Here is a 23,477-nt window from a genome sequence, read left to right as displayed (position 1 = left end):
GTGGCGAGGGAGCAAGCTCCCTCGCCACAGGACTTGTTCGTGCTCACCCCGCCAATTTCATCTGCCGCACCGGCAGTTCCACCCGGAACGTCGTCCCGACGCCAACTTCGCTGCTCACGGTAATTTCGCCGTGGTGTTTTTTCACGATGCCGTAGGACAGCGATAACCCCAGCCCCGTGCCTTGGCCGATGGGTTTGGTGGTGAAGAACGGGTCGAAGATTTTCTGCAGGGTTTCCGGTGGGATGCCCGAGCCGTTGTCGGCGACTTCGATCCAGACGGTGTCGCCTTCGACGCCGTTGCGCAAGGTGATGGTGCCGCGTTCCGGGCCGATGGCTTGGGCGGCGTTGACGATCAGGTTCATGATCACCTGGTTGATCTGCGACGGCAGGCATTCGACTTCCGGCAACGGGCTGTATTGCTTGACCACGTCGGCCTTGTACTTGATCTCGTTGGCGACGATGTTCAACGTCGAATCCATGCCCTGCTGCAAATTGGCCATCTGCCATTCCTGGCTGGAGTCGACGCGGGAGAAATCCTTGAGGTCCTTGACGATTTGCCCGACGCGGGCGATGCCGTCCTTTGACTCCTTGATCAGCACCGGAATGTCTTCCACCAGGAAGTCGAGTTCCACCTGTTCGCGCATGCGCTTGAGTTCCGTCAGCAACTCCGGCGAGGCGATGGCTTGTTCGGCACTGCCGTAGGCCTGGAGCATTTCTTCGAGCTTGCCGAAGTACCCACCGAGGGCGCCGAGATTGGAGGAAATGAAACCGATCGGGTTGTTGATTTCATGGGCGACGCCGGCGGCCAGTTGGCCCAGCGATGCCAGTTTCTCCGATTGCACCAATTGGCTTTCGAGCATCTTTCGCTCGTCGATTTCCATTTGCAGCAGCTCGCTGGCCTGCTTGAACGCCAGGGTGCGTTGCTCCACCAGGTCTTCGAGCTTGTTCATTTTCAACCGGGCGCGGGAGGTCATTTCCCATTTGGTGGTCAGGGTGTTGGCCATCTGCTGGACTTCGATATTGTCGAAGGGCTTCTTCAAGATCAGCAGGCGGTCGTGGCCGTTGAGGCGGTCGAGCAGTTCATCCCAGGAATAATCCGAATACGCGGTGCAGACCACCACTTGCAACTGTGAGTCGACTTTCCAGAGCTCTTCAATGGTCTTGGCGCCGTCCCAACCTTCGGGCATGCGCATGTCGACAAACGCCAGGGCATAAGGAAGCTCTTTGGCCAACGCTTGTTGCAGTTTGGCCAAGCCCTCCTGGCCACCGTAGGCCGAGTCGAGCTCGAACACCGTGGCGACGGGTTTCGGGGCTTCGCCGAAAAGCGCGCTTTCCATGTCCTGCAGGTCGCTGTCGTTCTCATCCTCCGGGGTCAGGATCTTGCGGAAGTCTTCATGGATGGCGGGCGTGTCGTCGATCAGGAGGATGCGCCGGTTGCTCATGTTGTTCATTGCTCACCTTCTGCGAGTTTCAAGGGCAGTTGCAGTACAAACGTCGCCCCGGTCCCAGGCCCCTCGCTGTGTGCGGTGAGGTGACCGTTCATTTCAATCGCCGCCAATGCGCAGCTGTGCAGGCCGAACCCGTGACCGTCCTTACGGGTTGTGAAGCCGTGGGCGAAGATGCGTGTCATGTTTTCTTCCGGGATGCCTTCACCTTCATCCTTCACGCTGATCTGCAGCGTCTGGTCGTCTACGACCGTGGCCTTGAGCGTCATGTTCCGCGCGTGATTGGAGACCCCGGCCATGGCGTACTTGGCGTTGCTGATCAGGTTGATCAGGATCAGCAGCAAGCGGTGCTTGTCGCCCATGATCCGCGGCACTTCGCCATAGTCCTTGATCACCGTGACATGGTGGCGGGTCAGGGCCCCGGAGTTCATGCGCAGGGCGTCCTCGAGCAACTCGCTGACCACCAGCGGTTCCATCAGGCTGTTGGCGCCGGCGTAGGATTGCTGGGTGGAAACGATGTCCTTGATGTGGTCCACGCTCTTGCTCAGTTGGGCCAGTTCATCGGTCATGCCTTGCTGTTCCACCGTGATGGCCTCCACCAATTGATTGAGGTAGCCGGGCAGCAGCTTGCCTTTTTCGTCTTCGGTGAGGAAATGCCCCAGGTCGTGGTTGTGTTCGTTGATCAGGTTCATCGCCTTGCCCAGGCCCAGGGCCTTGCTGCTGCGCAGTTTGCGGCTGACGAGGTCGGCGGATATGTTCACGCTGTTGAGCACGTTGCCGACGTTGTGCAACACGTTGGTGGCGATCTCCGCCATGCCGGCCTGGCGGGCGGTGTCCATCAGTTCGCTTTGGGTGTCCTTGAGTTGGCGGGTGCGTTCTTCGACCCGTTGTTCAAGTTCGTTGTTGGCGGTTTGCAGGGCGTTGTTGACCCGCTTGATCTCGGCGAAGCTGCGAATCAACCGGATCGCCAGCCAGATCAGGATCAGCACCAAAAGCGTGGCGAACACCAGCAGGTAAACGTGATTGCGCTCGTATTTGGCCGTCGCTTTTTCCTGGTCCTTCTCGAGCAGGTGGGTGATGGTATCCAGCTGATCGGCCACGGGGATGGCGCCGATTCCGAGTAGGAGTTCGTTGACCTTTGGCTGTTCGCGCAGAATCACCCCAATGTGTCTGCGCAGCACTTCGATGGAGTTGAGCAGCCCCGCGGGCAGGCGCTCCTTGTTGACGTCGAGCTGGTTCAAACCCAGCAAAACCTCGGCGGCTATCTCGGGGGAGCTGAGCTGGGCGAACTCCATGCTGCTGAGCAACAGGTCGTAGGTGTCGATGGCAACGTTCTGCAATTCCAGCCTGTAGGTGTCGGGCAGCCGGGCGAACTGGCCCTGGATGTCGTCCTCGCCAGTGGGCAGGAAGGCCAGGGAGTTGCGCAGCACCGCGTTATGGGATTTGAACTGTTCCACCAGGCGGGTCTTTTCTTTGATCAGCTTGAGGTACTCGCCGCGCTGGGTCTCCCAGAGTGACGGCCCGTGGCGTCCCGGCTCCGATTCGATGGCGTCCAGGCGCTGCCACAGGCGCGCCATCTCCTGCAGCGGCGAGACGAGCGGGTCGTAGTCGTGGGTCAGGGCGATCCGCGCCTTGAGCACCTCGTTGTCCCAGATGGCGTCCTGTTGCTTGAGCAGGCGGATCAGGTCCCGGGACTCAATGTACGAGGCGGCCTGCTGGGCACCGGAATTGATGTACATGAACAACAGGATGCCCGCCAGCAAGACGCCGATGAAGGCCAGGCCGAGGCGACGGAATAGGGTCATAGGGGCTTGCCCTCCCATTCACCGGTCAGGGTCTTGAGGAATTCGACGATCAGCTCGGTATCGTTCTTCAGGGGCTCGCGACCCAACTGGTACCTGAACATGACCTCCACCGCGCGCTCCAGGGTCGGTGCGGAGCCGCCATGGAAATAGGGCGCGGTGACGGCCACGTTACGCAGGCTCGGCACCTTGAAAACCTGGCGGTCGTCTTCATCGCCCGTGACGTTGAAGCGTCCCTCGTCGGCCCGGGTGGGGTTGCCGCGGTCAGCGATGTAGTCACCCATGATGCCGAATTTCTGGAACATGTTGCCGCCAATGTTCACGCCCTGGTGACAAGCGATGCAGCCGTATTCCTTGAATCGCTGGTAGCCGAATTTCTCCCGGGGCGTGAGGATGTCGGTGTCGCCCAGCAGGTATTGGTCGAAGCGCGAATTGGGGGTCTGCAAGGTCCGTTCGTAATCGGCCAGGGCGCCCTGGACATTGGGCTTGGTCACGCCGTCGGGGTAGGCGTCCTTGAAGTCCTTGGCATAACCCGGATCATCGGCGATGCGCTTGACCACCGACTCCCAGGTGCTGCCCATTTCCACCGGGCTGGTCACGACCAGATGGACCTGTTCTTCCAGCGTATCGGCGCGGCCGTCCCAGAACTGGTGGAAGTTCAGGCTGGCGTTGAACACGGTGGGCGTATTGACCTCCACCGGCTTGCCGTCGAAACCCAGGGAAAATTGCTTGTCGTCGGCGCCGCCCTTGTCCAGGCGATGGCAGCTGGCGCAGGACAGGGTGTTATTGACGGAAAGGCGCGGATCATTGAACAGGCGTTGGCCCAGTTGGACCCGTTTGGGGTCCAGTGCCGGAACGGGAGGCAGCGGCTTGAGCGGTTCGTCCAGTGGCTCGGCGTGGGCGATTACACTCCATCCAACCAGCATCCATCCCGCCAGCAGGCCGAAAGCCCGAATCAATCCGTGTGACACCATGGAGTGCTTTCCTTTGAAACTCTGGTTGATGAACCCGGATGCTCATGAAAGCGGGTTCGGGCGTTGTTCCCACTCGGCCATCCATTGGCTGAAGGCTTGCGGCTCCACGGCTTTGCTGAAGTAATAACCTTGGGCCTCCTCGCACTGGTGGCGCTTGAGGAATTCCAACTGCTCGCGGGTCTCCACGCCTTCGGCAATGATGTGCAAGTTCAAGCCCCGGCCCAGGTTGATGATGGTGCTCACCAGCTTGGCGTCGTTGCTGTCGATGCTCAGGTCGCCGACGAATGACTGATCGATCTTCAACACATCCACCGGAAATTTCTGCAGGTAGCTCAGGCTCGAATAGCCGGTGCCGAAATCATCGATGGCCAGTCGTATCCCCAGCTGTTTGATGGCCTTGAGCGTGGCGACGGTCGTATCGATGTTCTGCATGAGCACGCTTTCGGTGATCTCCAGTTCTAACTGTGTCGGGTCCAGGCCGGTTTCCTTGAGGGTGCGTGCGATGCCATCGACAAAACCGCGCTGGCGAAAGTCAATCGCCGAGACGTTGACCGACAAATACAACGGCCGCATGCCCTCGGCTTGCCAGCGACAAGCCTGCTGGCAGGCTTCCTGGAGCACCCACTGGCTGAGCGGCACGATCAGCCCGCTGTCCTCGGCCACCGGGATGAAATCCGAGGGGAAGACGAGGCCTTGGTCGGGACGGTTCCAGCGCACCAGCGCCTCGGCACCGACCACCCTGCCGTTCGTCAGGTCGAGCTTGGGTTGGTAGTGGAGCACGAATTCCTTGCGTTGCAGGGCCAGGCGCAGGCCGGATTCGATGGTCTGTTGCTGGCGGGCCCGGCGGTTCATGTCTTCGGTAAAAAAACGGTAATCGTTGGGGCCGCTTTCCTTGACGTTGCGCATGGCCGTCTCGGCTTTCTTGATCAGCGCCACGGCATCGAAGCCGTCGGTTGGATAAACGCTGATGCCCAGGCTCGCCGTTACCGTCAGGTCATGGCCGTCGATGGGGTGCGGAGCGTTGATGGCCGCCAGCAGTTTTTCCGCCACGCCCTTGGTCAGTTGGGGGTCGGCGATGTCCCCGAGGATCACTACGAATTCGTCGGAACCGTAGCGAAACACCGAGTCGGATTCGCGCACCACCATCGCCAGCGTCCGCGCCACGCGCTTGAGCATTTCATCGCCCACCGGATGGCCCAGGGCATTGTTGATGCGCTTGAAGCGGTCCAGGCCGATGAACATCACCGCCAACTGCCGATCGTGTCGACGACATTGGGCCAGGGCCTGGGTCAGGCGATCGCCGAGCAACATGCTGTTGGGCAGCTCGGTGAGCACGTCGTATTGCAGCAGGTGCGAGACTTTCAACAGTTCCTGGACGCGCTCTTCAATGGTGCGCTCCAGGCTGCGCATTTTTCGCGCGGCGTCCTGCGCCAGTTGCCATTTCCAGGTCATGGCACTGGCCATCTGGCGAATTTCCAGGGTGTCGAACGGTTTCTTGAGGATCAGCAGCTGGTCGTCGAACTCGATGCGTTCGGACATGGTTTCCCAGGAATAATCCGAATACGCGGTGCACAGGGCGATCTGCAGGCGCGGGTCGGCTTTCCACAATTGCTCGATGGTTTGCAGGCCGTCCCAGCCCGGCGGCATGCGCATGTCGGCGAACACCAGCGCGTAAGGCTGGCCCTCGGCCTGGGCACGCTTGACCAGTTCCAAGGCTTCTTCACCCTGGTAGGCCGAGTCGATCTCAAATTGCAGTCGACTGACCTGCGGGGTGCCGAACAGCAGGCTTTCGGTGTCGTCCAGCGAGTCGTCATTGCCGGCGCTGGGGCTGAGGATCTTGCGAAAGTCCTGGTGAATGGCGGGCGTGTCGTCCACCACCAGGATTCGCCGGTTGGCAGGTACCGACATGGGGTTCATGGATTGCTCTCCGATAGCTCGCTTGCCGGCCGGGTCCAATGATCCGTCACCGGGACGATGGTGCCGGCCTTGAGCAAGGCGGCGGCCTGGTCGCTGTCGACCACGGTGCTGAAGTAATGCCCCTGGGCCTGCATCGAGCCGCCGCTGGACATCAGGGTGGTGCGTTGTTCCTGGGTCTCGACGCCTTCGGCAATGATGCCGATACCCACGTCCCGGGCGAAGTTGATGATGGCCCGCAGGGTCGTGGCGTTCTCTGGGTCCTCATTGGCGCTGTCGAGAAACCGCTGGGCGAGCTTGAGGTGGTTGACCCGGTAGGTCTTGAGGTAATCGAAGGACGAATACTCGGTGCCGAAATCATCGATGGCGACCTGCACGCCGAGTTCGCACAGGCGCGGCAGCACGTCGTTGTGGGTCCATTTGGTCTGGGCCAGGGTCGCTTCGGTGACGTCGAAGCGCAGGTCCCACGGCGCCAGCTCCCAGCGGGCGGTGGTGCGCAGCACGTCATAGATCAGTTCCGGGCCGGTCTTGAGCTGGGTCAGCGACAGGTCAATGGCAATTACCGGTGGCGCCACGCCCTGGTCGCGCCACTGGCGCATCTGCTGGCAGGCCTGTTCCAGCACCCAATGGCCGAGGCCGATGATGATCCCGGTCTTTTCCGCCGTCGGCATGAACGCCGCCGGTTCCAGCCAGCCCTGTTGAGGGTGGTTCCAGCGCACCTGCACGCCCATGCCAAGGATTTTGCCAGTGCCGAGGTCGACTTCCGGCAGGTAATGCAATTTCAGTTCGTTGTGCTCGATGGCGTGGCGCAGGTCGTTGGCCAGGGCGACCCGGTCGGTCACTTCCTGGTTAATTTCCTCGTTGTGGAAATGGTACTGGTTGCGCCCCTTTTCCTTGGAGCGGTAGAGGGCCATGTCGGATTGGGCCATCAAGCTGTCGGCGCTTTGGCTTTGCGGGGTGTACAAGCTGATGCCGATGCTCACGGAAATGCGCACGTCATTGCCGTCCAGCGAATAGGGCGCCACCAGCGCGTCGCGGATCTTGGCCGCCAGCGCGGCGCAGTGGGTTGCTTCGTGGACGTCCAGTTGCAGGATGGCGAATTCATCGCCGCCCAGGCGTGCCACCACGTCGTTTTCCCGGGTGCAGGCCTTGATCCGTGCGGCGACTTCCTGCAATAGCAGGTCGCCGATGGGGTGCCCCAGCGTGTCGTTGATGCGCTTGAAGTGATCCAGGTCCAGATAGAACATCGCGAACGGCGCCGCCCCCCGGCGTGCGCCGGCGAAGGCCTGGTGCAGGCGCTCGATCATGGTGGCGCGGTTGGCGAGCCCGGTCAGGCCGTCGGTGCGGGCCAGCAAGGCGATTTTTTCCTCGGCCAGCCGGCGTTCGGTGATGTCGAGGATGATGCCTTCGACTTCCAGCAGCAGGCCTTGCTCGTTGCGCACCGGAATGTAGCGGTTCTCCACCCAGCGGAACGCGCCGTCGCCGGTGCGCATGCGAAACTCGATGGACGCCCCCGCCGTGTCACGGTCCAGGACGCGGACCATGGCTTCCTGGACCTTGCTCTGGTCGTCAGTATGGATCAAGGTCTGCGCCCAATCGGGTGAGCTGATCAGCTGCGCCGCGACATGGCCGAACTTGGTGATGTTGTGGGAGATGTACATCAACGGGAACGGTGGTTCGCCGCGCAGGCGATAGAGAATGGTCGGGCTGTTCTGCACGATGATATTGGCGTCGGCCAGCTCCCGGGTACGTTCCTCCACGGCCCGTTCGAGCATGTCCATTTTCAACGCCGCGTCTTCGGTCATCTGCCATTTGACGGTCAACGTACTGGCCATCTGGCGGATCTCGATCGCATCAAAGGGTTTTTTCAGGATCAGCAGGCGGTCGCCCAGCTCCAGGCGATCGGCGATGTCCTCCCAGGAATAATCCGAATAAGCGGTGCATAGGGCCACTTGCAGCTTGGGGTCGACGCGCCACAGCCGCTCGATGGTTTCCAGGCCGTCCCAACCCGGCGGCATGCGCATGTCGATGAAGGCCATGGCGAAGGGCTGGCCCTGGGCCAGGGCCGTTTCCACTTTATTCAAGGCTTCCATGCCCTGGAAGGCCGAATCGAGCTCGAAATTCTGGACGGAAACGGCCACGGGGGCGCCGAACAGGGCTTCTTCGGCGCTGCTCAGGCGGTCTTCCGGGGCCGCTTGGGGGCTGAGGATCTTTCGAAAATCCTCATGAATCGTTGGCGTGTCATCGACAATCAGGATCCGCCGATTGGATCTGTCCATCGGCAGGCTCATGGCCGTGCACCGTCGAGATGCTGACTGTAGAACCGTGGGAACATCTGATATCCCTTTCGCTGGCATGAGGATTCGGCCTGTACTTGGCCCTTCATGGGGTACAGCATAGTCGGCTCATCGGAAGCGTGCGGTACGATGGTGGCAAATTATGTCTAAATGTCGGTGATCTACTAGCCTGTCTCTCAGGGGTAGGGTAGAACGGTGGTCGTCAATAGGAGGGGATGCCGATGGAAGATCAAGCGTCAAACGTTCCGGCCACGAAACCGACGGTGTTGCTGGTCGACGATGAAGAGTCGATTCTCAATAGCCTGCGTCGGCTGTTGCGCAGCCAGCCGTATGAAATCCTGCTGGCCGACAGCGGCGCCAAGGCGCTGGAAATTCTCAAGGAGCGGCCGGTCGACCTGGTCATGACCGACGCGCGCATGCCCAACATGGACGGCGCCACACTGCTGGCTGAAATCCGCAGGCTGTATCCGTCGACCTTGCGCATCTTGCTGACCGGCTACGCCGACGTCGACATGATGACCAAGGCGATCAACGAGGGGCAGCTCTATCGCTACCTCAGCAAGCCCTGGAATGATGAAGAACTGGTGCAGGCCCTGCGTCAGGCCCTGGCCCACCAGCATTCGGAAAGCGAGCGCCAGCGCCTCGAAGCGCTGAACCGCGAGCAGAACCAGCAACTCAAGACCCTCAACGCCACCCTGGAAAAACGCGTGGCGTCGCGCACCGCCGAATTGCAACAGACCGCCGACATGCTTGACCTGGCCTACGACGAGCTCAAGCGCAGCTATGTGACCAGCACCGAAGTGTTTTCGTTGATCGCCAACTTGCGCCTGCCTAAGGCCAAGCAGACCAACCGGCAGATCATCGAGCTGATCCGGGTCTACAGCCGGCTCAATTTTCTCGACGAGTCCACCGACCGCGACCTGACCATGGCCGCCGCGCTCTACAACATCGGCAAGCTGAGCTGGACCGACAACATGATGGTCACGCCGGCCGACATGTTGCACCACTCTGAACTGGATCTTTACCGCGCCTATCCGAAGCAGAGCGAGTCGCTGCTGATGACCCTGGACCCGATGAAGGACGCGGCACGGATCATCCGCCATCACCAGGAGCGTTGGGACGGCAGCGGTTTCCCCGAGCACCTCAAGGGCGAAGCGATTCCGTTTGGCTCGCGCCTGTTGAAACTGGCGGTGGACTTCATCGAGCTGCAGCGCGGGTTGATCCTGGAGCGGCAGATGAACAGCGACGAAGCGCTGGTCTACATCCGCAAGTACGCCGGCAAGCTGTACGACCCGGACATGGTCGAGGACTTTATCAAGGCCTGTGCCGAGTACCTGGAAGACGTGACCTTGTCCGACCCGACGGTGAAGGTCGTGACCACCCGTGAGCTGGCGGCCGGCATGATCCTAGCGCGCAATCTCAATGCCGACAACGGCATGTTGTTGCTCAACGCCGGCAAGGTCATGAGCGGCCCGCTGGTGGAAAAGCTCATCGCCTTCGAAGCGATGGAGGGGGCCCGGTACAGCGTGTTCGTCAAGATCCCAGAAGAAGAGGAAGACCCTTCGGTTCCGAAGCCGATCCTGGGTTGAGACGCCTCTGGTGCAAGGCGTTGGTTGCAGATGCGACGTCAGGCTTTGCGCCTGCCGCCGCGATCTGTAATCTGCCCCGGCATTTCCTGCCCGAGATTGTTGAACATGACCACTTCCCTTATCCATATCGCCGCCGCCCTGCTCATCGGCCCTGACGGTCAGGCCCTGTTGGTGCGTAAGCGCGGCACCCTGGCCTTCATGCAGCCCGGTGGCAAGATCGAGCCGCATGAGCAGCCGGTGCAGGCACTGGCTCGCGAATTGGAGGAAGAGCTGGGGCTCGCGATCGATCCGGCGCAGGCCCGCCACTTGGGGCAGTTCAGCGCCCCGGCCGCCAACGAGCCGGGTTTTATCGTGCAAGCCGAGGTGTTTTTGCTGAACATCGACGCCCCGGTTGCCCCCGCCGCCGAGATTGAGGAAGTCCGCTGGATCGATCCGCTCGGCGCCAGCGACCTGTTGCTGGCGCCATTGACAGGCGAGGTAATCCTGCCGTTTTATCGAAGCCACTGCCTCGCAACCTGTTGATTCAAGGACTGACGCCCATGATTCCTTTGCCGGACCTGCTGATTTTCGCCGCCGCCGCGTTGCTGATGGTGCTCACGCCCGGCCCGAACATGATCTACCTGATTTCCCGTTCTATCTGCCAGGGCCGCAAGGCCGGCGTCACGTCCTTGCTGGGTGTGGTGGCGGGCTTTTTCGTGCACATGTTCGCGGCGGCGGCGGGGCTGACGGCGGTGTTCCTGGCGGTGCCGATGGCCTATGAGGTGCTGAAATGGGCGGGTGCGCTTTACTTGTTGTGGCTGGCTTGGCAAGCCGTGAAGCCGGGCGCGCGTTCGCCGTTCCAGGCCCAGCAGTTTCCAGCGGATTCGACGCGTAAGCTGATCACCATGGGCTTTTTGACCAGCGCCCTGAACCCGAAGATCGCGGTGTTCTATCTGTCGGTATTCCCGCAGTTCATCAGCCCGGAACACGGCTCGCTGTTCACCCAGAGCATCATCCTCGGGCTGACCCAGATCAGCGTCAGTTTCAGCGTCAACCTGCTGATCGCCCTGTTCGCCGCCGGGATTGCCTCGTGGTTCGTCCACAACCCGAGCTGGCTGGCGGTGCAGCGCTACTTCATGGGGTTCGTGCTCGGCGCACTGGCCCTGCGGCTGATGCTTGAGCAACGGCGTTCGGCGTGAACATCCGGCGGTTGAAGGCGGGGGATGCCCAGGCGTATCGCGAGCTGATGCTCGAGGCGTACGAGCTGCATCCTCAGGCCTTCACCTCCAGCACCAGTGAGCGTGCTGCGCTGCCTATCAACTGGTGGGAATCGCGCCTGACCAGCCGGCTCGACGTGATTCTCGGCGCGTACGTGGCGAACGAGCTGGTCGGTATCGTCGGCTTGTCCCTGGAGCCTCGGTTGAAGGCGCGGCACAAGGCAACGCTGTTCGGCATGTACGTTGCCGAGGGCCATCGCCACGGTGGGCTTGGCGAGCAACTGGTGCAGTCAGCCCTCGACGAAGCCCGTCGCCATGCTTTCCTAAGATTGGTGCAACTGACCGTCACCGCCGGCAACGACCCGGCGATCAAACTCTACCAACGCTGCGGTTTCGTGCTGTACGGGCTCGAACCGATGGCGATCCGTGTGGACGACAAGTACTTCGACAAGATCCACATGTGGCTTGAACTTTGATCCCGACGACCATGACCGCTGCGCTTTTGTGGCGAGGGAGCTTGCTCCCGCTGGGCTGCGTAGCGGCCCCCATTCTTTTGCGATCGCTACGCAATCGAGCGGGAGCAAGCTCCCTCGCCACAAAAAGCAGTCAGCGCACGGCACTGACACCGTCGAGGGTCGAAAACGAGGTGTCCTTGGCCGTCAGCAAAAAGTCGCGCATGTAGGGCGCATCAAGCATGTCGGTGCGCACCGCCGCGTACAGCGTGGCAAACAAGCCTTTCTCCCCCAGCCGCTTGGCCTTCACGTAGCCCCTTGAGCTGTATTCATGCAGCGCCCAGTGGGGCATGCCGCAGACGCCACGGCCGCTGGCGACCAGTTGCATCATCATTACCGTCAGCTCTGAAGTGCGGACCTGGGCCGGCTCGATGTCGGCCGGCTCGAGGAAACGGGTAAAGATGTCCAATCGATCGCGTTCCACCGGATAGGTGATCAGGGTCTCGCTGACCAAGTCCTCGGGGACGATGTAGGGCTTGCCCGCGAGCCGATGCTGGTTGGCGACAGCGAGCATCGCTTCGTAGGTAAACAGCGGCACGTAGGTGATGCCGGCCAGTTCCAGCGGGTCGGAAGTCACCACCAGGTCCAGGTCGCCACGGGCCAGGGCCGGCAGCGGGGCGAAGGCGAAGCCCGAGGCCAGGTCGAGTTCGACTTCCGGCCAGGCATCGCGAAACTGGTCGATGGTCGGCATCAGCCATTGGAAGCAACTGTGACATTCGATCGCCATGTGCAAACGCCCGGCGGTGCCGCCGGCCAGCCGGGCAATGTCCCGTTCGGCGCCGCGCAACAAGGGCAGGGTGGCGTCGGCCAGTTGCAACAGGCGCAAGCCGGCGCTGGTAAACCGAACCGGCTTGGTCTTGCGCACGAACAGCTGCATGCCCAGGCGCTCCTCCAGTTCCTTGAACTGGTGGGACAGCGCGGACTGGGTCAGGTGCAGGCGTTCGGCGGCTTCGACCAGGCTGTCGGCTTCGCGCAGGGCGTGCAGGGTCTTCAGGTGACGGAGTTCAAGCACCGGGATGGCTCCATGAATGAAACTTGTGATCAACACGAAAAGGTTGAGTTTGTCTCATGTGGCCCTGGCTGTCGACAATGGCGCCATCTTTTACAGAAGGACATTCACCATGGCCCTGGCCCACACCCTCGGTTTTCCTCGCATCGGCGCCGACCGCGAACTGAAAAAAGCCCTCGAAGCCTATTGGAAGGGCGATCTTGCCCCGGTCGCGTTGCAGGCCGTGGGCCGTGAATTGCGGGCGCGGCACTGGCAGTTGCAAAAAGACGCCGGCATCGACCTGCTGCCCGTAGGCGATTTCGCCTGGTACGACCAGGTCCTCAGCCACACCTTGACGCTGGGGGCCGTCCCGCAGCGCTTTCAGGGCACGTTGACCACCGAAGGCTTGCCGACGCTTGAAACGTTGTTCGCCATGGCCCGAGGCGCCACGACTACATGCTGTGGCACCGATCATGGTCCCGCGCAACACGCCCAGGAATTGACCAAGTGGTTCGACACCAACTACCACTATCTGGTCCCGGAGTTCTCCGCTGACCAGACCTTCGCCCTGAGCTGGCAGCAACTGTTCGACGAAGTCGACGAAGCCCATGCGCTGGGACATCGGGTCAAACCGGTGATCATCGGCCCGCTGACCTACCTCTGGCTGGGCAAGGCCAAGGGCGGCGATTTCGACAAACTCGACCTGTTGGAGCGCCTGCTGCCGGTGTACGGCGAAATCCTCAATCGCCTCAAGGCCCAAGGCGTGGAGTGGGTGCAGATCGATGAACCGATCCTCACCCTCGACCTGCCACTGGCCTGGAAAAGCGCCTTCGAACGTGCCTGTCACATCCTCCAGTATTCGCCGCTGAAAAAACTCGTCGCCACTTATTTTAGTGGCCTGCAAGACAACCTCGGCCTGGCGGTGAGCCTGCCGGTGGACGGCTTGCACATCGACGCCGTGCGTGCACCGGAGCAACTGGGACAGGTGCTCGATCGGCTGCCGACTTACAAGATTCTCTCGGTGGGCCTGGTCAATGGCCGCAACGTCTGGCGTTGCGAACTGGAGCAGGCACTGGCGCAGTTGCGGCCGGCGCAGGAACGGTTTGGCGATAACCTTTGGGTCAGCACCTCGTGCTCGCTGTTGCATAGCCCGGTGGACCTGGAACGTGAAGACAAACTCGACCCCGAGCTCAAGAGCTGGCTGGCGTTCGCCGTGCAGAAGTGCGGTGAAGTCGCGGTGTTGCGTGATGCGCTGAACGAGCCGCAGGCGCTTGGCGTGCAACGGGCACTGATCCATGACCGGCAGATCCAAGCCAGTCGAGCGGGCTCGTCGCGCATCCACAACGCCGAGGTCCAGGCCCGTCTCGCCGCGATTGGGCCGCACGATAGCCAGCGGCGTTCGGCGTTTGCCCTGCGCATCGAACAGCAGCGCGCACGGCTCAAGTTACCGACATTTCCCACCACCTCCATCGGCTCCTTCCCGCAGACTCCGGCGATTCGCCTGGCGCGCCTGGCCTACAAGCAAGGCAAGCTGTCGGCCAACGATTATCAGGAGGCCATGCGCGCCGAGATCCGCCACGCCGTGCAAATCCAGGAACGCCTGGGCCTGGATGTGTTGGTGCATGGCGAAGCTGAACGCAACGACATGGTGGAGTACTTCGCCGAACAACTGGACGGCTATGCCTTTACCCGTTTCGGCTGGGTGCAAAGCTACGGTTCCCGCTGCGTGAAACCGGCGATTATCTTTGGCGATATCAGCCGGCCCCAGGCGATGACCGTCGGCTGGATCCGCTACGCGCAAAGCCTCACCGACAAACCCATGAAAGGCATGCTCACCGGCCCCGTGACCATGCTGATGTGGTCGTTCCCCCGCGAAGACGTGTCGCGCCAGGTCCAGGCGCAGCAATTGGCCCTGGCCCTGCGCGACGAAGTGGTCGACCTGGAAAAAGCCGGGATCGGCATCATCCAGATCGACGAGGCGGCCTTTCGCGAAGGGCTTCCGCTGCGACGCGGACAATGGCAGGACTACCTCGACTGGGCAGTGCAAGCGTTCCGCCTGAGCGCCTCTGGCGTAAGCGATGAAACCCAGATCCATACCCACATGTGCTACAGCGAATTCAACGACGTGATCAAGGCCATCGCCGACATGGACGCCGATGTCATCACAATCGAAACCTCGCGTTCGGACATGGAATTGCTCGCTGCCTTCGAGGCCTTCGACTATCCCAACGACATCGGCCCAGGCGTCTACGACATCCACTCGCCAAGGGTGCCGGACACGGCCGAGATGGTGGCGTTGATGAGCAAGGCCGTACAGCGCATCCCCGCCGAGCGGCTGTGGATCAATCCCGATTGCGGCTTGAAGACCCGGGCGTGGCCGGAAACGGAAGCGGCATTGGTGAACATGGTGGCGGCGGCGCGACGGTTGCGCAGTCAGTTGGCTTGAATCTTGTTGTTTGGACAAGCTTCCTACCTTGTGGTGAGGCAGGCTTTTGTGGCGAGGGAGCTTGCTCCCGCTGGGCTGCGCAGCAGCCCCAACATTTCATGCCTTGAGCCTATTTTGAGGTTGAAACCTTTTGGGACCGCTTCGCGGTCCAGCGGGAGCAAGCTCCCTCGCCACAGGGTGCGCACCTGGCTTTAGATCACCCACTCGGCAATCTTCATCAAACTGTCACGCAACTGTGGCAGCGCGCTTGAACAAACTTCATCAGACTCGCGCTCTACTGGGGTTCTGCGTTTTGGTGTTTGTTCATGCGTGTATTCATTTTCCTGGCCGCCTTGCTGTGCGGCCTGCCGTCGTTGGCGGCTTCTCGTTGTGATGTCAATGTCGCGACCCAAAGGGTCGACCTGGACCAGGTAAGCCTGGCGTACCAGAGCATCGGGCGTGCGTCCGATCCAGCACTGCTGCTGGTGATGGGCCTGGGCGGGCAATTGATCCATTGGCCGGATGAAGTGGTGGAGGCCTTGTGCGAACAGGGCTTTCGGGTGATCCGCTACGACAATCGGGACGTTGGCCTTTCCGCCTGGCGCCAGGCCCCCGGCAGCGCCAACCTGACGTTCGAAGCGCTGCGCTACAAGCTTGGCCTGCCGGTCGCCGCGCCGTACACCTTGACCGACATGGCCGCCGATGGCCTGGGGCTGATGGACGCCTTGGACGTACAGAACTTCCATGTGCTGGGGGTGAGCATGGGCGGGATGATCGCCCAGCACATGGCCGCCATGGCACCGCGGCGCGTCGAGAGCCTGACCCTGATCATGAGCACGTCCGGCGCTGCGGGCTTGCCGGCGCCCAGCGAGACATTGGTGCAGTTGCTGTCGCGGCGCAGCGCTGCGAATCGTGAAGCGGCGCTTGAGCAACAGGCCGACCTGCTGGCGGCGCTGGGCAGCCCGATGGTGGTGGATGATCGGCAGGCGCTGCTGCATCAAGCCGCCGTCGCCTACGACCGGGCCTTCAACCCCGAAGGGGTAAAGCGCCAGATCATGGCGATCATGGCCGAGCCAAGTCGGGTAGCGCTGCTCAATCAACTGCAAGTGCCGACCCTGGTGGTCCACGGCACCGCCGATCCGTTGCTGCCGGTGATGCATGGCGTGCATTTGGCGGCGCACATTCGCGGCAGTCAGTTGAAGCTGATTCCAGGCCTGGCCCACCGCTTTCAAGAGGCGTTCAAGGAACCGCTGCTGGGCGCGGTGTTGCCTTATCTGCAACAGCACCGCGAGGACACGTCGCACTGGGCGCAGCTTGAGTCGGCGCAGGTGCCGAATCTGCTCTGACATTCAGGATTGGCACGATCCCCTGTGGTGGATGAGCTATCTGCGCCGGGCCTGATCCACCAGCCATTCCATCAACTCTCGCAACGGAGCCGACACCTGGGTTTTGCGCGGGTGCACCAGGTGATAACCCAACCCGGTCGTGACTTTCAGTTCGAACGGCATCACCAGCCGTCCGGCGCTCAGGTCATCGCCGATCAGCGACCAGTCGCCAATCGCCACGCCTGTGCCCTGGGAGGCCATGGACATCGCCAGGTCGAGGGTTTCGAAATGCTGGCCCTTGCTGACGTTGTTCAGGCGCACGTTGGCCTCCGCCAACCAAGCGTTCCAGTCGCGCTCATCGGTGGTGGGGTGCAGGAGCAAATGCTGTTGCAGGTCGTCAGGCGTGCGCAACGGCACCGGACCTTCCAGCAACGGACGGGAGCAAACGGGCGTCAGTTGTTCGTCGAACAGGTGCAGGCATGCCAACGAGCTGTCAGGCGGCGGGCCGTAGATCACCGCCGCGTCGAACGTTTCGCGCTGAAAATCCACCCCATGCCGGACCGTGGTGGTCAACTCCACCGGGACGTCCGGGCGTTCCCTTTGCCATTGCAGCAGGCGCGGCAGTAACCAGCGCATCACGCACGTGGGGGCCTTGAGCCGTAGGGCCTGGCGTTTTTCACCGATCTGCTCCACCGCTTCGCCAATCAGGCCGAACACCTGCTGCACCCGAGGCAACCACGCCTGGCCCTCGGCGGTCAGGCTCAAGCCTCGCGCCTGACGCTGGAACAGCGGGTAACCCAAATGTGCTTCCAACCCAGCGATCTGTCGGCTCACCGCGCCCTGGGTGATGTGCAACTGTTCAGCCGCGCGGGTGAAGTTGCAGCATTGGGCCGTGATCAGGAAGGTGTGCAGCGTCGGCAGCGGAGGAAGCCGTTTCATTGGATTTGAGCCATGACGTGTGGACATGGCGAGTATGACTTTTTATCGATTGTTGCCGCCATGGCCCGACCGCTCCAATAGCGCCATCCCTGAAGAAAAAGGCATTGACGATGGCGACGTGCGGCGAAGTGTTGGTCAAGTTACTCGAAGGCTATGGCGTGGAGCAGGTGTTCGGCATTCCTGGCGTGCACACCGTCGAGTTGTACCGCGGGCTGGCCCGTTCCAGCATCCGCCACGTGACGCCACGTCACGAACAGGGCGCTGGTTTCATGGCCGACGGTTACGCCCGGGTCAGCGGCAAGCCCGGCGTGTGCTTCATCATCACCGGCCCAGGCATGACCAACATCACCACCGCCATGGGCCAGGCCTACGCCGATTCGATCCCGATGCTGGTGATATCCAGCGTGCAGTCGCGCAGCCAGTTGGGCGGTGGGCGGGGCAAATTGCATGAGCTGCCGAACCAGAGTGCGCTGGTGGGCGGTGTGGCGGCGTTTTCCCACACTTTGATGTCCGCTGCGCAATTGCCAGGGGTGCTGGCCCGGGCTTTTGCGTTGTTCCAGGCCGGACGGCCGCGACCGGTGCACATCGAGATTCCACTGGATGTTCTCGTCGAGAAGGCCGATGACTTGCTCGCCAGCACGCCGGTAAATATCAGTCGTGCCGGTGCCGCGCCCGGAGCCGTGGCGCAGATGGCGAGCCTGCTGGCAGCGGCGGAACGACCCTTGATCCTGGCCGGCGGCGGCGCAGTCGACGCGTCGCTCGAATTGACCGAACTGGCCGAACGCCTCGGTGCCCCAGTCGCGTTGACCATCAACGCCAAGGGCTTGCTGGCGTCCCGTCATCCGCTGTTGATCGGCTCCACCCAGAGCCTGGTTGCGACCCGTGCCTTGGTGGCCGAGGCCGACGTGGTGCTGGCGATCGGCACCGAACTGGCCGAGACCGACTACGACGTCACTTTCGCCGGCGGCTTCGAGATCCCCGGCGCGCTGCTGCGCATCGACATCGACCCCGACCAGACGGTGCGCAACTACCCGCCGAAACTGGCGCTGGTGGCCGATGCGCGGATGGCTGCCGGCGCCTTGCTCGATGCGTTGAATCGACAAGTGCTCGACGAGCGTCACGATAATTGGGGAGCGGCTCGTGTTGCACGGCTGCGGGCCGAACTCGACCGGCAATGGGACGCCCCGACTCGCGTCCAGGCCTTATTCCTCGACACGGTGCTGCAAACATTGCCCGACGCGATCTTCGTCGGCGATTCCACCCAGCCCGTGTACACCGGCAATCTCACCTTCAATCCAGAGCATCCGCGCCGCTGGTTCAATTCTTCAACCGGCTACGGCACCCTCGGCTACGCGTTGCCAGCGGCGGTCGGTGCCTGGCTCGGCGGAGGCGATGGTCGCCCGCCAGTGGTGTGCCTGATCGGTGACGGGGGCTTGCAGTTCACCTTGGCCGAACTGGCCAGTGCCGTGGAAGCACGCACGCCAATCATCGTGCTGCTGTGGAATAACCAGGGCTACGAAGAGATCAAGAAATACATGCTCAACCGGGCCATCGAGCCGTTGGGCGTCGACATCTACACGCCGGATTTCATCGCCGTCGCCAAAGCCCTGGGCTGTGACGCCGAGGCCGTTGACGATGCGCCGTCATTGCGAGCTGCGTTGCTTGTTGCCCGCGGCCGGCAAGGTCCGACATTGATCGAGGTGGATCAGGCACGGTGGAACCAGCGTGCCGAAGGCTCGTAATAAGCTGTTCGAAAACCAGATCAAACGGTCATCCGCAACCGCGCAAGATCGCGCAGCGGCGGTGCGCCGAACAGGCGGCTGTATTCGCGGCTGAACTGCGAAGGGCTTTCATAACCGACCCGATACCCCGCCGCCGACGCTTCAAGCCCTTCGGCCAGCATCAGCCGTCGGGCTTCTTGCAGGCGCAATTGCTTCTGGTATTGCAGCGGGCTCATGGCCGTCATGGCCTTGAATCGATGATGCAAGGTCGAGACGCTGAGGTTCACTTCCCGGGCCAGGTCGTCGATGCGCAGCGGCTGTTCGAAATGGCCGTTGAGCCATTTGATTGCTTGGCTGATGCGATGGCTCTGACTGTTGGCGATAGCGATTTCGTAAAGCCGATAGCCCTGTGGACTGCGCAGCAGGCGATAGAGGATTTCCCGGCGGACCAAGGGCGCGAGCATGGCGATGTCCTTCGGCGTATCGAGCAGGCGCGCCAGGCGCAGCACGGCGTCGAGCATCGGCGTGTCCAGGCGTTCGACATACAGGCCGCGCCCGGCGGGCCGGGTCGGTACACCCAAGGGCCCCGCGTCGGCAATCAGCGCGGTGATTTCCGCCGGGTCGATGTCCAGGCGCAGGGCCAGGATCGGCTGCTCGGGCGAGACATCGGCGATGCATCCACTCAACGGCATCGAGACCGAGACCACCAGATAATGCAGTGGGTCGTAATTGAATGTTTCGTCCGCCAGGCGCACCTGCTTGCTGCCCTGGGCCATGATGCACAGCGCCGGTTGCGCCAGCACCGGGGCGAACCTGTGCGGTTGGCTGTGTCGCGACAGATTCAGCGAGCCGATGGCCGTGGCGTAGCTGCCATCCTCGCTGGTGTTGCGCTCGATGATCGAGGCCAGTTCGGCGCGCTGTTGTTCCAGGTAGGTGTCCAGCGGGACGTGGGCGTGGTCGAGTGGCGACATGCCGGGATCCTCAGGCGATAGAGAGCGATGAGCAAAGCTTATGTTTGTGCAAGGCGCAGCGGTAGTCACATCCTGTTGAAAGCTTGCCTGATCCTGCACGACGGGGCGGAACCGGACCGGGCAACCCGGTCGAAACTTGCTTGAAACCTTTTGTTTCATCTCTCGTGTTTTTCAGCGCATCCGGGCTGGATGCGATGCACTCGACGGGCAGGATCGTGCAATGGGTCGGCAGGAATCGACTAACGAAGCTGGCGTCGAGGCCTTTAACCTTTGATCCTGTCGCGGCCTGTCCCCGGCCGCACAACGGATTACCTGGGAGGGTTGAACATGACTACACAGATCCCCGTCAGTCACATGGCTTTTGTCCGGGCACGCGCCGGTTGCAGCCAGCCGCTTGGCGCGCGCCTGAGCACGTTGATCACGCCATCGCGCCAGGCGCCCGGTTGCCTGCACTTTGCCTTGCAGCAATCGCAATGTGACGCCGACTTGTGGCTGGTGTCCGGGTTGTGGGTCAACCAGCAGGCGATGGACGCCTATTTCAACTCGCCAGCAATGGCGATATTTGCCGAGCTGGTGCAAGACCTGGTGGTGAGCAGCCTGGATTTCCACACTTTTCGCGAAGTGTCCGCCGCCCAGGCGACCGAAGGGTGCATGGCGAAGGTACACAAACTGGCCGGTTGAAGGTTTAATGATGGTCACTTTCCACCGCCAGGATGCGCGTTATGGCACGTAAAGCCTTTAAAAAATTTGAAGCTGTTTCCGCTGTCGTTCCCAAGGAGGGCGGCGGTTATCACGCGGCCATTGCCACCAAGGCCATCGGCAGTCCCGACAAGCCGCGTTTCAATAAAGTGCTTGAAGAACAGACGTTCGAGACTGCTACCAAGGCCGATGAAGCGGCCGCGGTGCAGCTGACTCACCTGAAGGGTGTCGACGACGAGGGCGGGTTGGTCTGGTAATCAGCATCACTGGCATTGCTTTTGTGGCGAGGGAGCTTGCTCCCGCTTGGGTGCGAAGCGCCCATCAAAACAGGGGCTGCTGCGCAACCCAGCGGGAGCAAGCTCCCTCGCCACGGGGAACTGCGTTGTTCCTATCGGGGGCGATGCATCCTGAACAACGCTTCCGGCCCCAGCTGGAAGTAATCCGCCGGCCCGCCGCCGCGCAAGATAGGCTCGGCGGCGGCGGTGTCGTAGACCCCATCCTTCAACAACCATTTGGCGATATGCACGGCGACCACTTCGCCGAGGATCAGCCAGCTCGGCACCAGTGCCTTGTCGGCGCGCTGCAGTTGAATGATCTGCGTGACCTTGCATTCAAAAGACACCGGGCTCTCGGCCACGCGCGGCACCTGGATCAGCCGCGACGCCGCAGGCGTCAGGCCCGCCAGCTCGAACTCATTGACCTCTGGCGCGACCATCGCGCAGCTCTGGTTCATCTGCTCGGCCAGCGGGCGCGTGGCCAGGTTCCAAGCGAACTCGCCGGTCTGCTCGATGTTGTTCAGGCTGTCCTTGCGCCCGACACTGGAGAAACCAATGATCGGCGGAACGTAGTTGAACGCGTTGAAGAAACTGTAGGGTGCGAGATTGAGGCGGCCCTCGCCGTCCTGTGAAGAAATCCAGCCAATCGGCCGTGGACCAATGATCGCATTGAACGGATCGTGGGGCAGGCCATGGCCGTTGGCGGGTTCGTAGTAATGGATGTCTTCAGGCATGGGCACGCGGGTCTTGGATTTGAATTTGAATATTGCGAGGATAGTGCCGGGGCCGGCCAATTTTGTCAGCACCGCAAAAAACTCAGCCCGGCAAAAGCCGGGCTGAGTGTTGTTACCGTTGCGTCGGATCAGTCCGTCAGGATTCGCGAGTGCTTGCGGGTGTCTTTCATGGTGATGTAGACCAGCAGCGATACCGCGATGCACGCCGTCACGTACCAGTAGTAGCCGGTTTCCATGCCGATGCTCTTGAACCACAAGGCGATGTATTCAGCGGTGCCGCCGAAGATCGACACGGTCAATGCATAGGGCAGGCCGACGCCCAGCGCGCGGATTTCGGTGGGGAACAACTCGGCTTTCACCACGGCGTTGATCGAGGTGTAGCCGCTGACGATGATCAGCGCGGCCATGATCAGGAAGAACGCGCCCCACCAGGTCTGGATGGTGTGCAGGGTGGTGAGGATCGGCACCGTGAACAGCGTCCCCAGGATGCCGAAGGCAATCAGGATCGGCCGGCGACCGACCTTGTCCGACAGCCCGCCGATCACCGGTTGCAGGCACATGAACAGGAACAGCGTGGCGGCGGAAATGGTGGTGGAGTCGGAGATGCTCATGCCGACCGTGTTCACCAGGTATTTCTGCATGTAGGTGGTGTAGGTGTAGAACGCCAGCGTGCCGCCCATGGTCAGGCCGACCACGGTCATCAATTCCTTGGGATGGCGCATCAAGGTGCGCATGGCGCTTTCCTTGGCTTTTTCTTTCTTGGTGAATGACTCGGTTTCTTCCATGCCGCGTCGCAGGTACAGCGCAACGACTGCGCACAGCGCGCCAATGGCGAACGGGATGCGCCAGCCCCAGGCATACAACTGCTCGGTGGTGAGGGTCTGTTGCAGCACGATCAGCACGCCCAGGGCGATGAGCTGGCCGGAGATCAGGGTCACGTACTGGAAGCTGGAGAAAAAGCCGCGACGTTCCTTGGTCGCCATCTCGCTCAGGTAGGTCGCCGAGGTGCCGTACTCGCCACCGACCGACAGGCCTTGGAGCAAGCGGGCGAACACCAGCAGGATCGGCGCGCCGACGCCGATGGTTTCGTAGCCGGGGCTCAAGGCGATGATCAGCGAGCCGAAGCACATCAGGTAGACCGAGGCCATCAATGCGCGTTTGCGCCCGGCGCGGTCAGCGTACAGGCCCATCAGCCAGCCGCCGATCGGACGCATCAAGAAGCCCACGGCGAAGATTGCGGCGGTGTTGAGCAATTGGGCGGTGGTGTCGCCCTTGGGGAAGAAGGCTTTGGCGAAGTACAACGAGAAAGCGGCGTAGACGTACCAGTCGTACCACTCGACCATATTGCCGACCGAGCCGCTGAAGATCGATTTGATTCGACTGGCGGTGGTTCTTGCACGGGCGGGCGCGGCAGCCGACCCGATGGGCAGGGCGTTGGAGTTATCCATTGAAGGATCCTTCGTTTAATTGTTTTTGTGGAGCGCGTAGGAACGCAGCCTGCCAGGGCTATAGCAGGAGCTGTGCCAGGTGGGAGAAGGCCGGTCTAGAGGGGGTTGTAATGCTGGATGAGCGGAAATCCGCTCATTGCGGATGGAGGCGTGGGCGGGAATCCGCTTAACGATCGTTCCCACGCTCTGCGTGGGGATGCCTCTACGGACGCTCCGCGTTCGGC

The 23,477-nt window shown here is 61.8% G+C and carries 19 protein-coding genes; 9 read left to right on the top strand and 10 right to left on the bottom strand.

The window, feature by feature from the left end:
* Nucleotides 1-43: 43 nt before the first annotated feature.
* From HU806_RS12900 to HU806_RS12880, 5 genes are read right to left on the bottom strand one after another with little or no spacing between them, the layout of a single operon-like run.
* Nucleotides 44-1,450 carry an ATP-binding protein gene (locus HU806_RS12900; protein ID WP_186611732.1) on the bottom strand — a complete coding sequence of 469 codons (1,407 nt, stop codon included), beginning with the start codon at nucleotides 1,448-1,450 and terminating at the stop codon, nucleotides 44-46.
* Entirely contained in the window at nucleotides 1,447-3,249 is a 1,803-nt protein-coding gene (locus HU806_RS12895; RefSeq protein ID WP_186611731.1) for a DAHL domain-containing sensor histidine kinase, read from the bottom strand. The genes HU806_RS12900 and HU806_RS12895 overlap by 4 nt, the downstream gene beginning before the upstream one ends.
* The gene (locus HU806_RS12890) at nucleotides 3,246-4,220 is read right to left on the bottom strand and encodes a cytochrome-c peroxidase (protein ID WP_186611730.1); all 975 of its coding nucleotides are present in this window, start codon (nucleotides 4,218-4,220) and stop codon (nucleotides 3,246-3,248) included. The genes HU806_RS12895 and HU806_RS12890 overlap by 4 nt, the downstream gene beginning before the upstream one ends.
* Nucleotides 4,221-4,262: 42 nt before the next feature.
* The gene (locus HU806_RS12885) at nucleotides 4,263-6,137 is read right to left on the bottom strand and encodes a GGDEF and EAL domain-containing protein (protein ID WP_186611729.1); all 1,875 of its coding nucleotides are present in this window, start codon (nucleotides 6,135-6,137) and stop codon (nucleotides 4,263-4,265) included.
* A complete protein-coding gene (locus HU806_RS12880) occupies nucleotides 6,134-8,425 on the bottom strand; it encodes a GGDEF/EAL domain-containing response regulator (RefSeq protein WP_186611728.1) in 2,292 nt (763 codons plus the stop codon). Before HU806_RS12880 ends, HU806_RS12885 begins: the two co-directional genes overlap by 4 nt.
* A gap of 227 nt (nucleotides 8,426-8,652) precedes the next feature.
* Between HU806_RS12880 and nosR the strand changes: the two genes are divergently transcribed.
* The 4 genes from nosR (at nucleotide 8,653) to HU806_RS12860 (ending at nucleotide 11,692) form a co-directional block, all read left to right on the top strand.
* Complete coding sequence (gene nosR, locus HU806_RS12875) at nucleotides 8,653-10,020, top strand: response regulator c-di-GMP phosphodiesterase, NosR family (protein WP_186611727.1); 1,368 nt, start codon at nucleotides 8,653-8,655, stop codon at nucleotides 10,018-10,020.
* A 105-nt stretch (nucleotides 10,021-10,125) separates the two neighbouring features.
* Complete coding sequence (locus HU806_RS12870) at nucleotides 10,126-10,542, top strand: NUDIX hydrolase (RefSeq protein WP_186611726.1); 417 nt, start codon at nucleotides 10,126-10,128, stop codon at nucleotides 10,540-10,542.
* Nucleotides 10,543-10,559: 17 nt separating this feature from the next.
* Nucleotides 10,560-11,198, top strand: a complete 639-nt coding sequence (locus HU806_RS12865; RefSeq protein WP_186611725.1) for a LysE family translocator — start codon at nucleotides 10,560-10,562, stop codon at nucleotides 11,196-11,198.
* Entirely contained in the window at nucleotides 11,195-11,692 is a 498-nt protein-coding gene (locus tag HU806_RS12860) for a GNAT family N-acetyltransferase (RefSeq protein WP_186611724.1), read from the top strand. The genes HU806_RS12865 and HU806_RS12860 overlap by 4 nt, the downstream gene beginning before the upstream one ends.
* A 130-nt stretch (nucleotides 11,693-11,822) precedes the next feature.
* Here the strand turns inward: HU806_RS12860 and metR are convergent, their stop codons facing one another.
* Nucleotides 11,823-12,740, bottom strand: coding sequence for a transcriptional regulator MetR (gene metR, locus HU806_RS12855; RefSeq protein WP_186611723.1), 918 nt, complete (start codon nucleotides 12,738-12,740; stop codon nucleotides 11,823-11,825).
* Nucleotides 12,741-12,849: 109 nt separating this feature from the next.
* On the opposite strand from metR, the gene metE reads away from it, so the two are divergent.
* Entirely contained in the window at nucleotides 12,850-15,162 is a 2,313-nt protein-coding gene (metE, locus tag HU806_RS12850) for a 5-methyltetrahydropteroyltriglutamate--homocysteine S-methyltransferase (RefSeq protein WP_186611722.1), read from the top strand.
* A gap of 305 nt (nucleotides 15,163-15,467) precedes the next feature.
* Nucleotides 15,468-16,487, top strand: coding sequence for an alpha/beta fold hydrolase (locus HU806_RS12845; RefSeq protein ID WP_186611721.1), 1,020 nt, complete (start codon nucleotides 15,468-15,470; stop codon nucleotides 16,485-16,487).
* Nucleotides 16,488-16,523: 36 nt separating this feature from the next.
* Here the strand turns inward: HU806_RS12845 and HU806_RS12840 are convergent, their stop codons facing one another.
* Complete coding sequence (locus HU806_RS12840) at nucleotides 16,524-17,405, bottom strand: LysR substrate-binding domain-containing protein (RefSeq protein WP_186611720.1); 882 nt, start codon at nucleotides 17,403-17,405, stop codon at nucleotides 16,524-16,526.
* A gap of 110 nt (nucleotides 17,406-17,515) precedes the next feature.
* On the opposite strand from HU806_RS12840, the gene HU806_RS12835 reads away from it, so the two are divergent.
* Nucleotides 17,516-19,147, top strand: a complete 1,632-nt coding sequence (locus HU806_RS12835) for a 5-guanidino-2-oxopentanoate decarboxylase (RefSeq protein ID WP_186611719.1) — start codon at nucleotides 17,516-17,518, stop codon at nucleotides 19,145-19,147.
* Between the two features lie 20 nt (nucleotides 19,148-19,167).
* Here HU806_RS12835 and HU806_RS12830 read toward each other — a convergent pair whose 3' ends face one another.
* Entirely contained in the window at nucleotides 19,168-20,097 is a 930-nt protein-coding gene (locus HU806_RS12830) for an AraC family transcriptional regulator (RefSeq protein ID WP_186611718.1), read from the bottom strand.
* Between the two features lie 327 nt (nucleotides 20,098-20,424).
* Between HU806_RS12830 and HU806_RS12825 the strand changes: the two genes are divergently transcribed.
* Both HU806_RS12825 and HU806_RS12820 read left to right on the top strand, forming a co-directional pair.
* Nucleotides 20,425-20,778 (top strand): putative quinol monooxygenase, encoded by a 354-nt coding sequence (locus HU806_RS12825; protein ID WP_186611717.1) that lies wholly within the window; start codon nucleotides 20,425-20,427, stop codon nucleotides 20,776-20,778.
* A 41-nt stretch (nucleotides 20,779-20,819) separates the two neighbouring features.
* Nucleotides 20,820-21,053 carry a hypothetical protein gene (locus HU806_RS12820; RefSeq protein WP_186611716.1) on the top strand — a complete coding sequence of 78 codons (234 nt, stop codon included), beginning with the start codon at nucleotides 20,820-20,822 and terminating at the stop codon, nucleotides 21,051-21,053.
* A 131-nt stretch (nucleotides 21,054-21,184) separates the two neighbouring features.
* Here HU806_RS12820 and HU806_RS12815 read toward each other — a convergent pair whose 3' ends face one another.
* The gene (locus tag HU806_RS12815; RefSeq protein ID WP_186611715.1) at nucleotides 21,185-21,805 is read right to left on the bottom strand and encodes a flavin reductase family protein; all 621 of its coding nucleotides are present in this window, start codon (nucleotides 21,803-21,805) and stop codon (nucleotides 21,185-21,187) included.
* A 128-nt stretch (nucleotides 21,806-21,933) separates the two neighbouring features.
* Nucleotides 21,934-23,253, bottom strand: a complete 1,320-nt coding sequence (locus tag HU806_RS12810) for an MFS transporter (protein WP_186611714.1) — start codon at nucleotides 23,251-23,253, stop codon at nucleotides 21,934-21,936.
* Nucleotides 23,254-23,477: the final 224 nt, after the last annotated feature.

The organism is Pseudomonas sp. SWRI154 (assembly GCF_014268645.1).
GTDB lineage: Bacteria > Pseudomonadota > Gammaproteobacteria > Pseudomonadales > Pseudomonadaceae > Aquipseudomonas > Aquipseudomonas marvdashtae.
The sequence above is the reverse complement of the archived record's forward strand: the minus strand, read 5'-3'. Positions and strand labels throughout refer to the sequence as shown.

Coding starts and splice junctions, on each gene's coding strand:
- HU806_RS12885 (WP_186611729.1), bottom strand. CDS start 6,137: ATGAACCCCATGTCGGTACCTGCCAACCGGCGAATCCTGGTGGTGGAC.
- HU806_RS12835 (WP_186611719.1), top strand. CDS start 17,516: ATGGCGACGTGCGGCGAAGTGTTGGTCAAGTTACTCGAAGGCTATGGC.
- HU806_RS12825 (WP_186611717.1), top strand. CDS start 20,425: ATGACTACACAGATCCCCGTCAGTCACATGGCTTTTGTCCGGGCACGC.
- nosR (WP_186611727.1), top strand. CDS start 8,653: ATGGAAGATCAAGCGTCAAACGTTCCGGCCACGAAACCGACGGTGTTG.
- HU806_RS12900 (WP_186611732.1), bottom strand. CDS start 1,450: ATGAACAACATGAGCAACCGGCGCATCCTCCTGATCGACGACACGCCC.
- HU806_RS12840 (WP_186611720.1), bottom strand. CDS start 17,405: ATGAAACGGCTTCCTCCGCTGCCGACGCTGCACACCTTCCTGATCACG.
- HU806_RS12815 (WP_186611715.1), bottom strand. CDS start 21,805: ATGCCTGAAGACATCCATTACTACGAACCCGCCAACGGCCATGGCCTG.
- HU806_RS12880 (WP_186611728.1), bottom strand. CDS start 8,425: ATGAGCCTGCCGATGGACAGATCCAATCGGCGGATCCTGATTGTCGAT.
- HU806_RS12810 (WP_186611714.1), bottom strand. CDS start 23,253: ATGGATAACTCCAACGCCCTGCCCATCGGGTCGGCTGCCGCGCCCGCC.
- HU806_RS12845 (WP_186611721.1), top strand. CDS start 15,468: ATGCGTGTATTCATTTTCCTGGCCGCCTTGCTGTGCGGCCTGCCGTCG.
- HU806_RS12865 (WP_186611725.1), top strand. CDS start 10,560: ATGATTCCTTTGCCGGACCTGCTGATTTTCGCCGCCGCCGCGTTGCTG.
- HU806_RS12830 (WP_186611718.1), bottom strand. CDS start 20,097: ATGTCGCCACTCGACCACGCCCACGTCCCGCTGGACACCTACCTGGAA.
- HU806_RS12870 (WP_186611726.1), top strand. CDS start 10,126: ATGACCACTTCCCTTATCCATATCGCCGCCGCCCTGCTCATCGGCCCT.
- HU806_RS12895 (WP_186611731.1), bottom strand. CDS start 3,249: ATGACCCTATTCCGTCGCCTCGGCCTGGCCTTCATCGGCGTCTTGCTG.
- HU806_RS12820 (WP_186611716.1), top strand. CDS start 20,820: ATGGCACGTAAAGCCTTTAAAAAATTTGAAGCTGTTTCCGCTGTCGTT.
- HU806_RS12890 (WP_186611730.1), bottom strand. CDS start 4,220: ATGGTGTCACACGGATTGATTCGGGCTTTCGGCCTGCTGGCGGGATGG.
- metE (WP_186611722.1), top strand. CDS start 12,850: ATGGCCCTGGCCCACACCCTCGGTTTTCCTCGCATCGGCGCCGACCGC.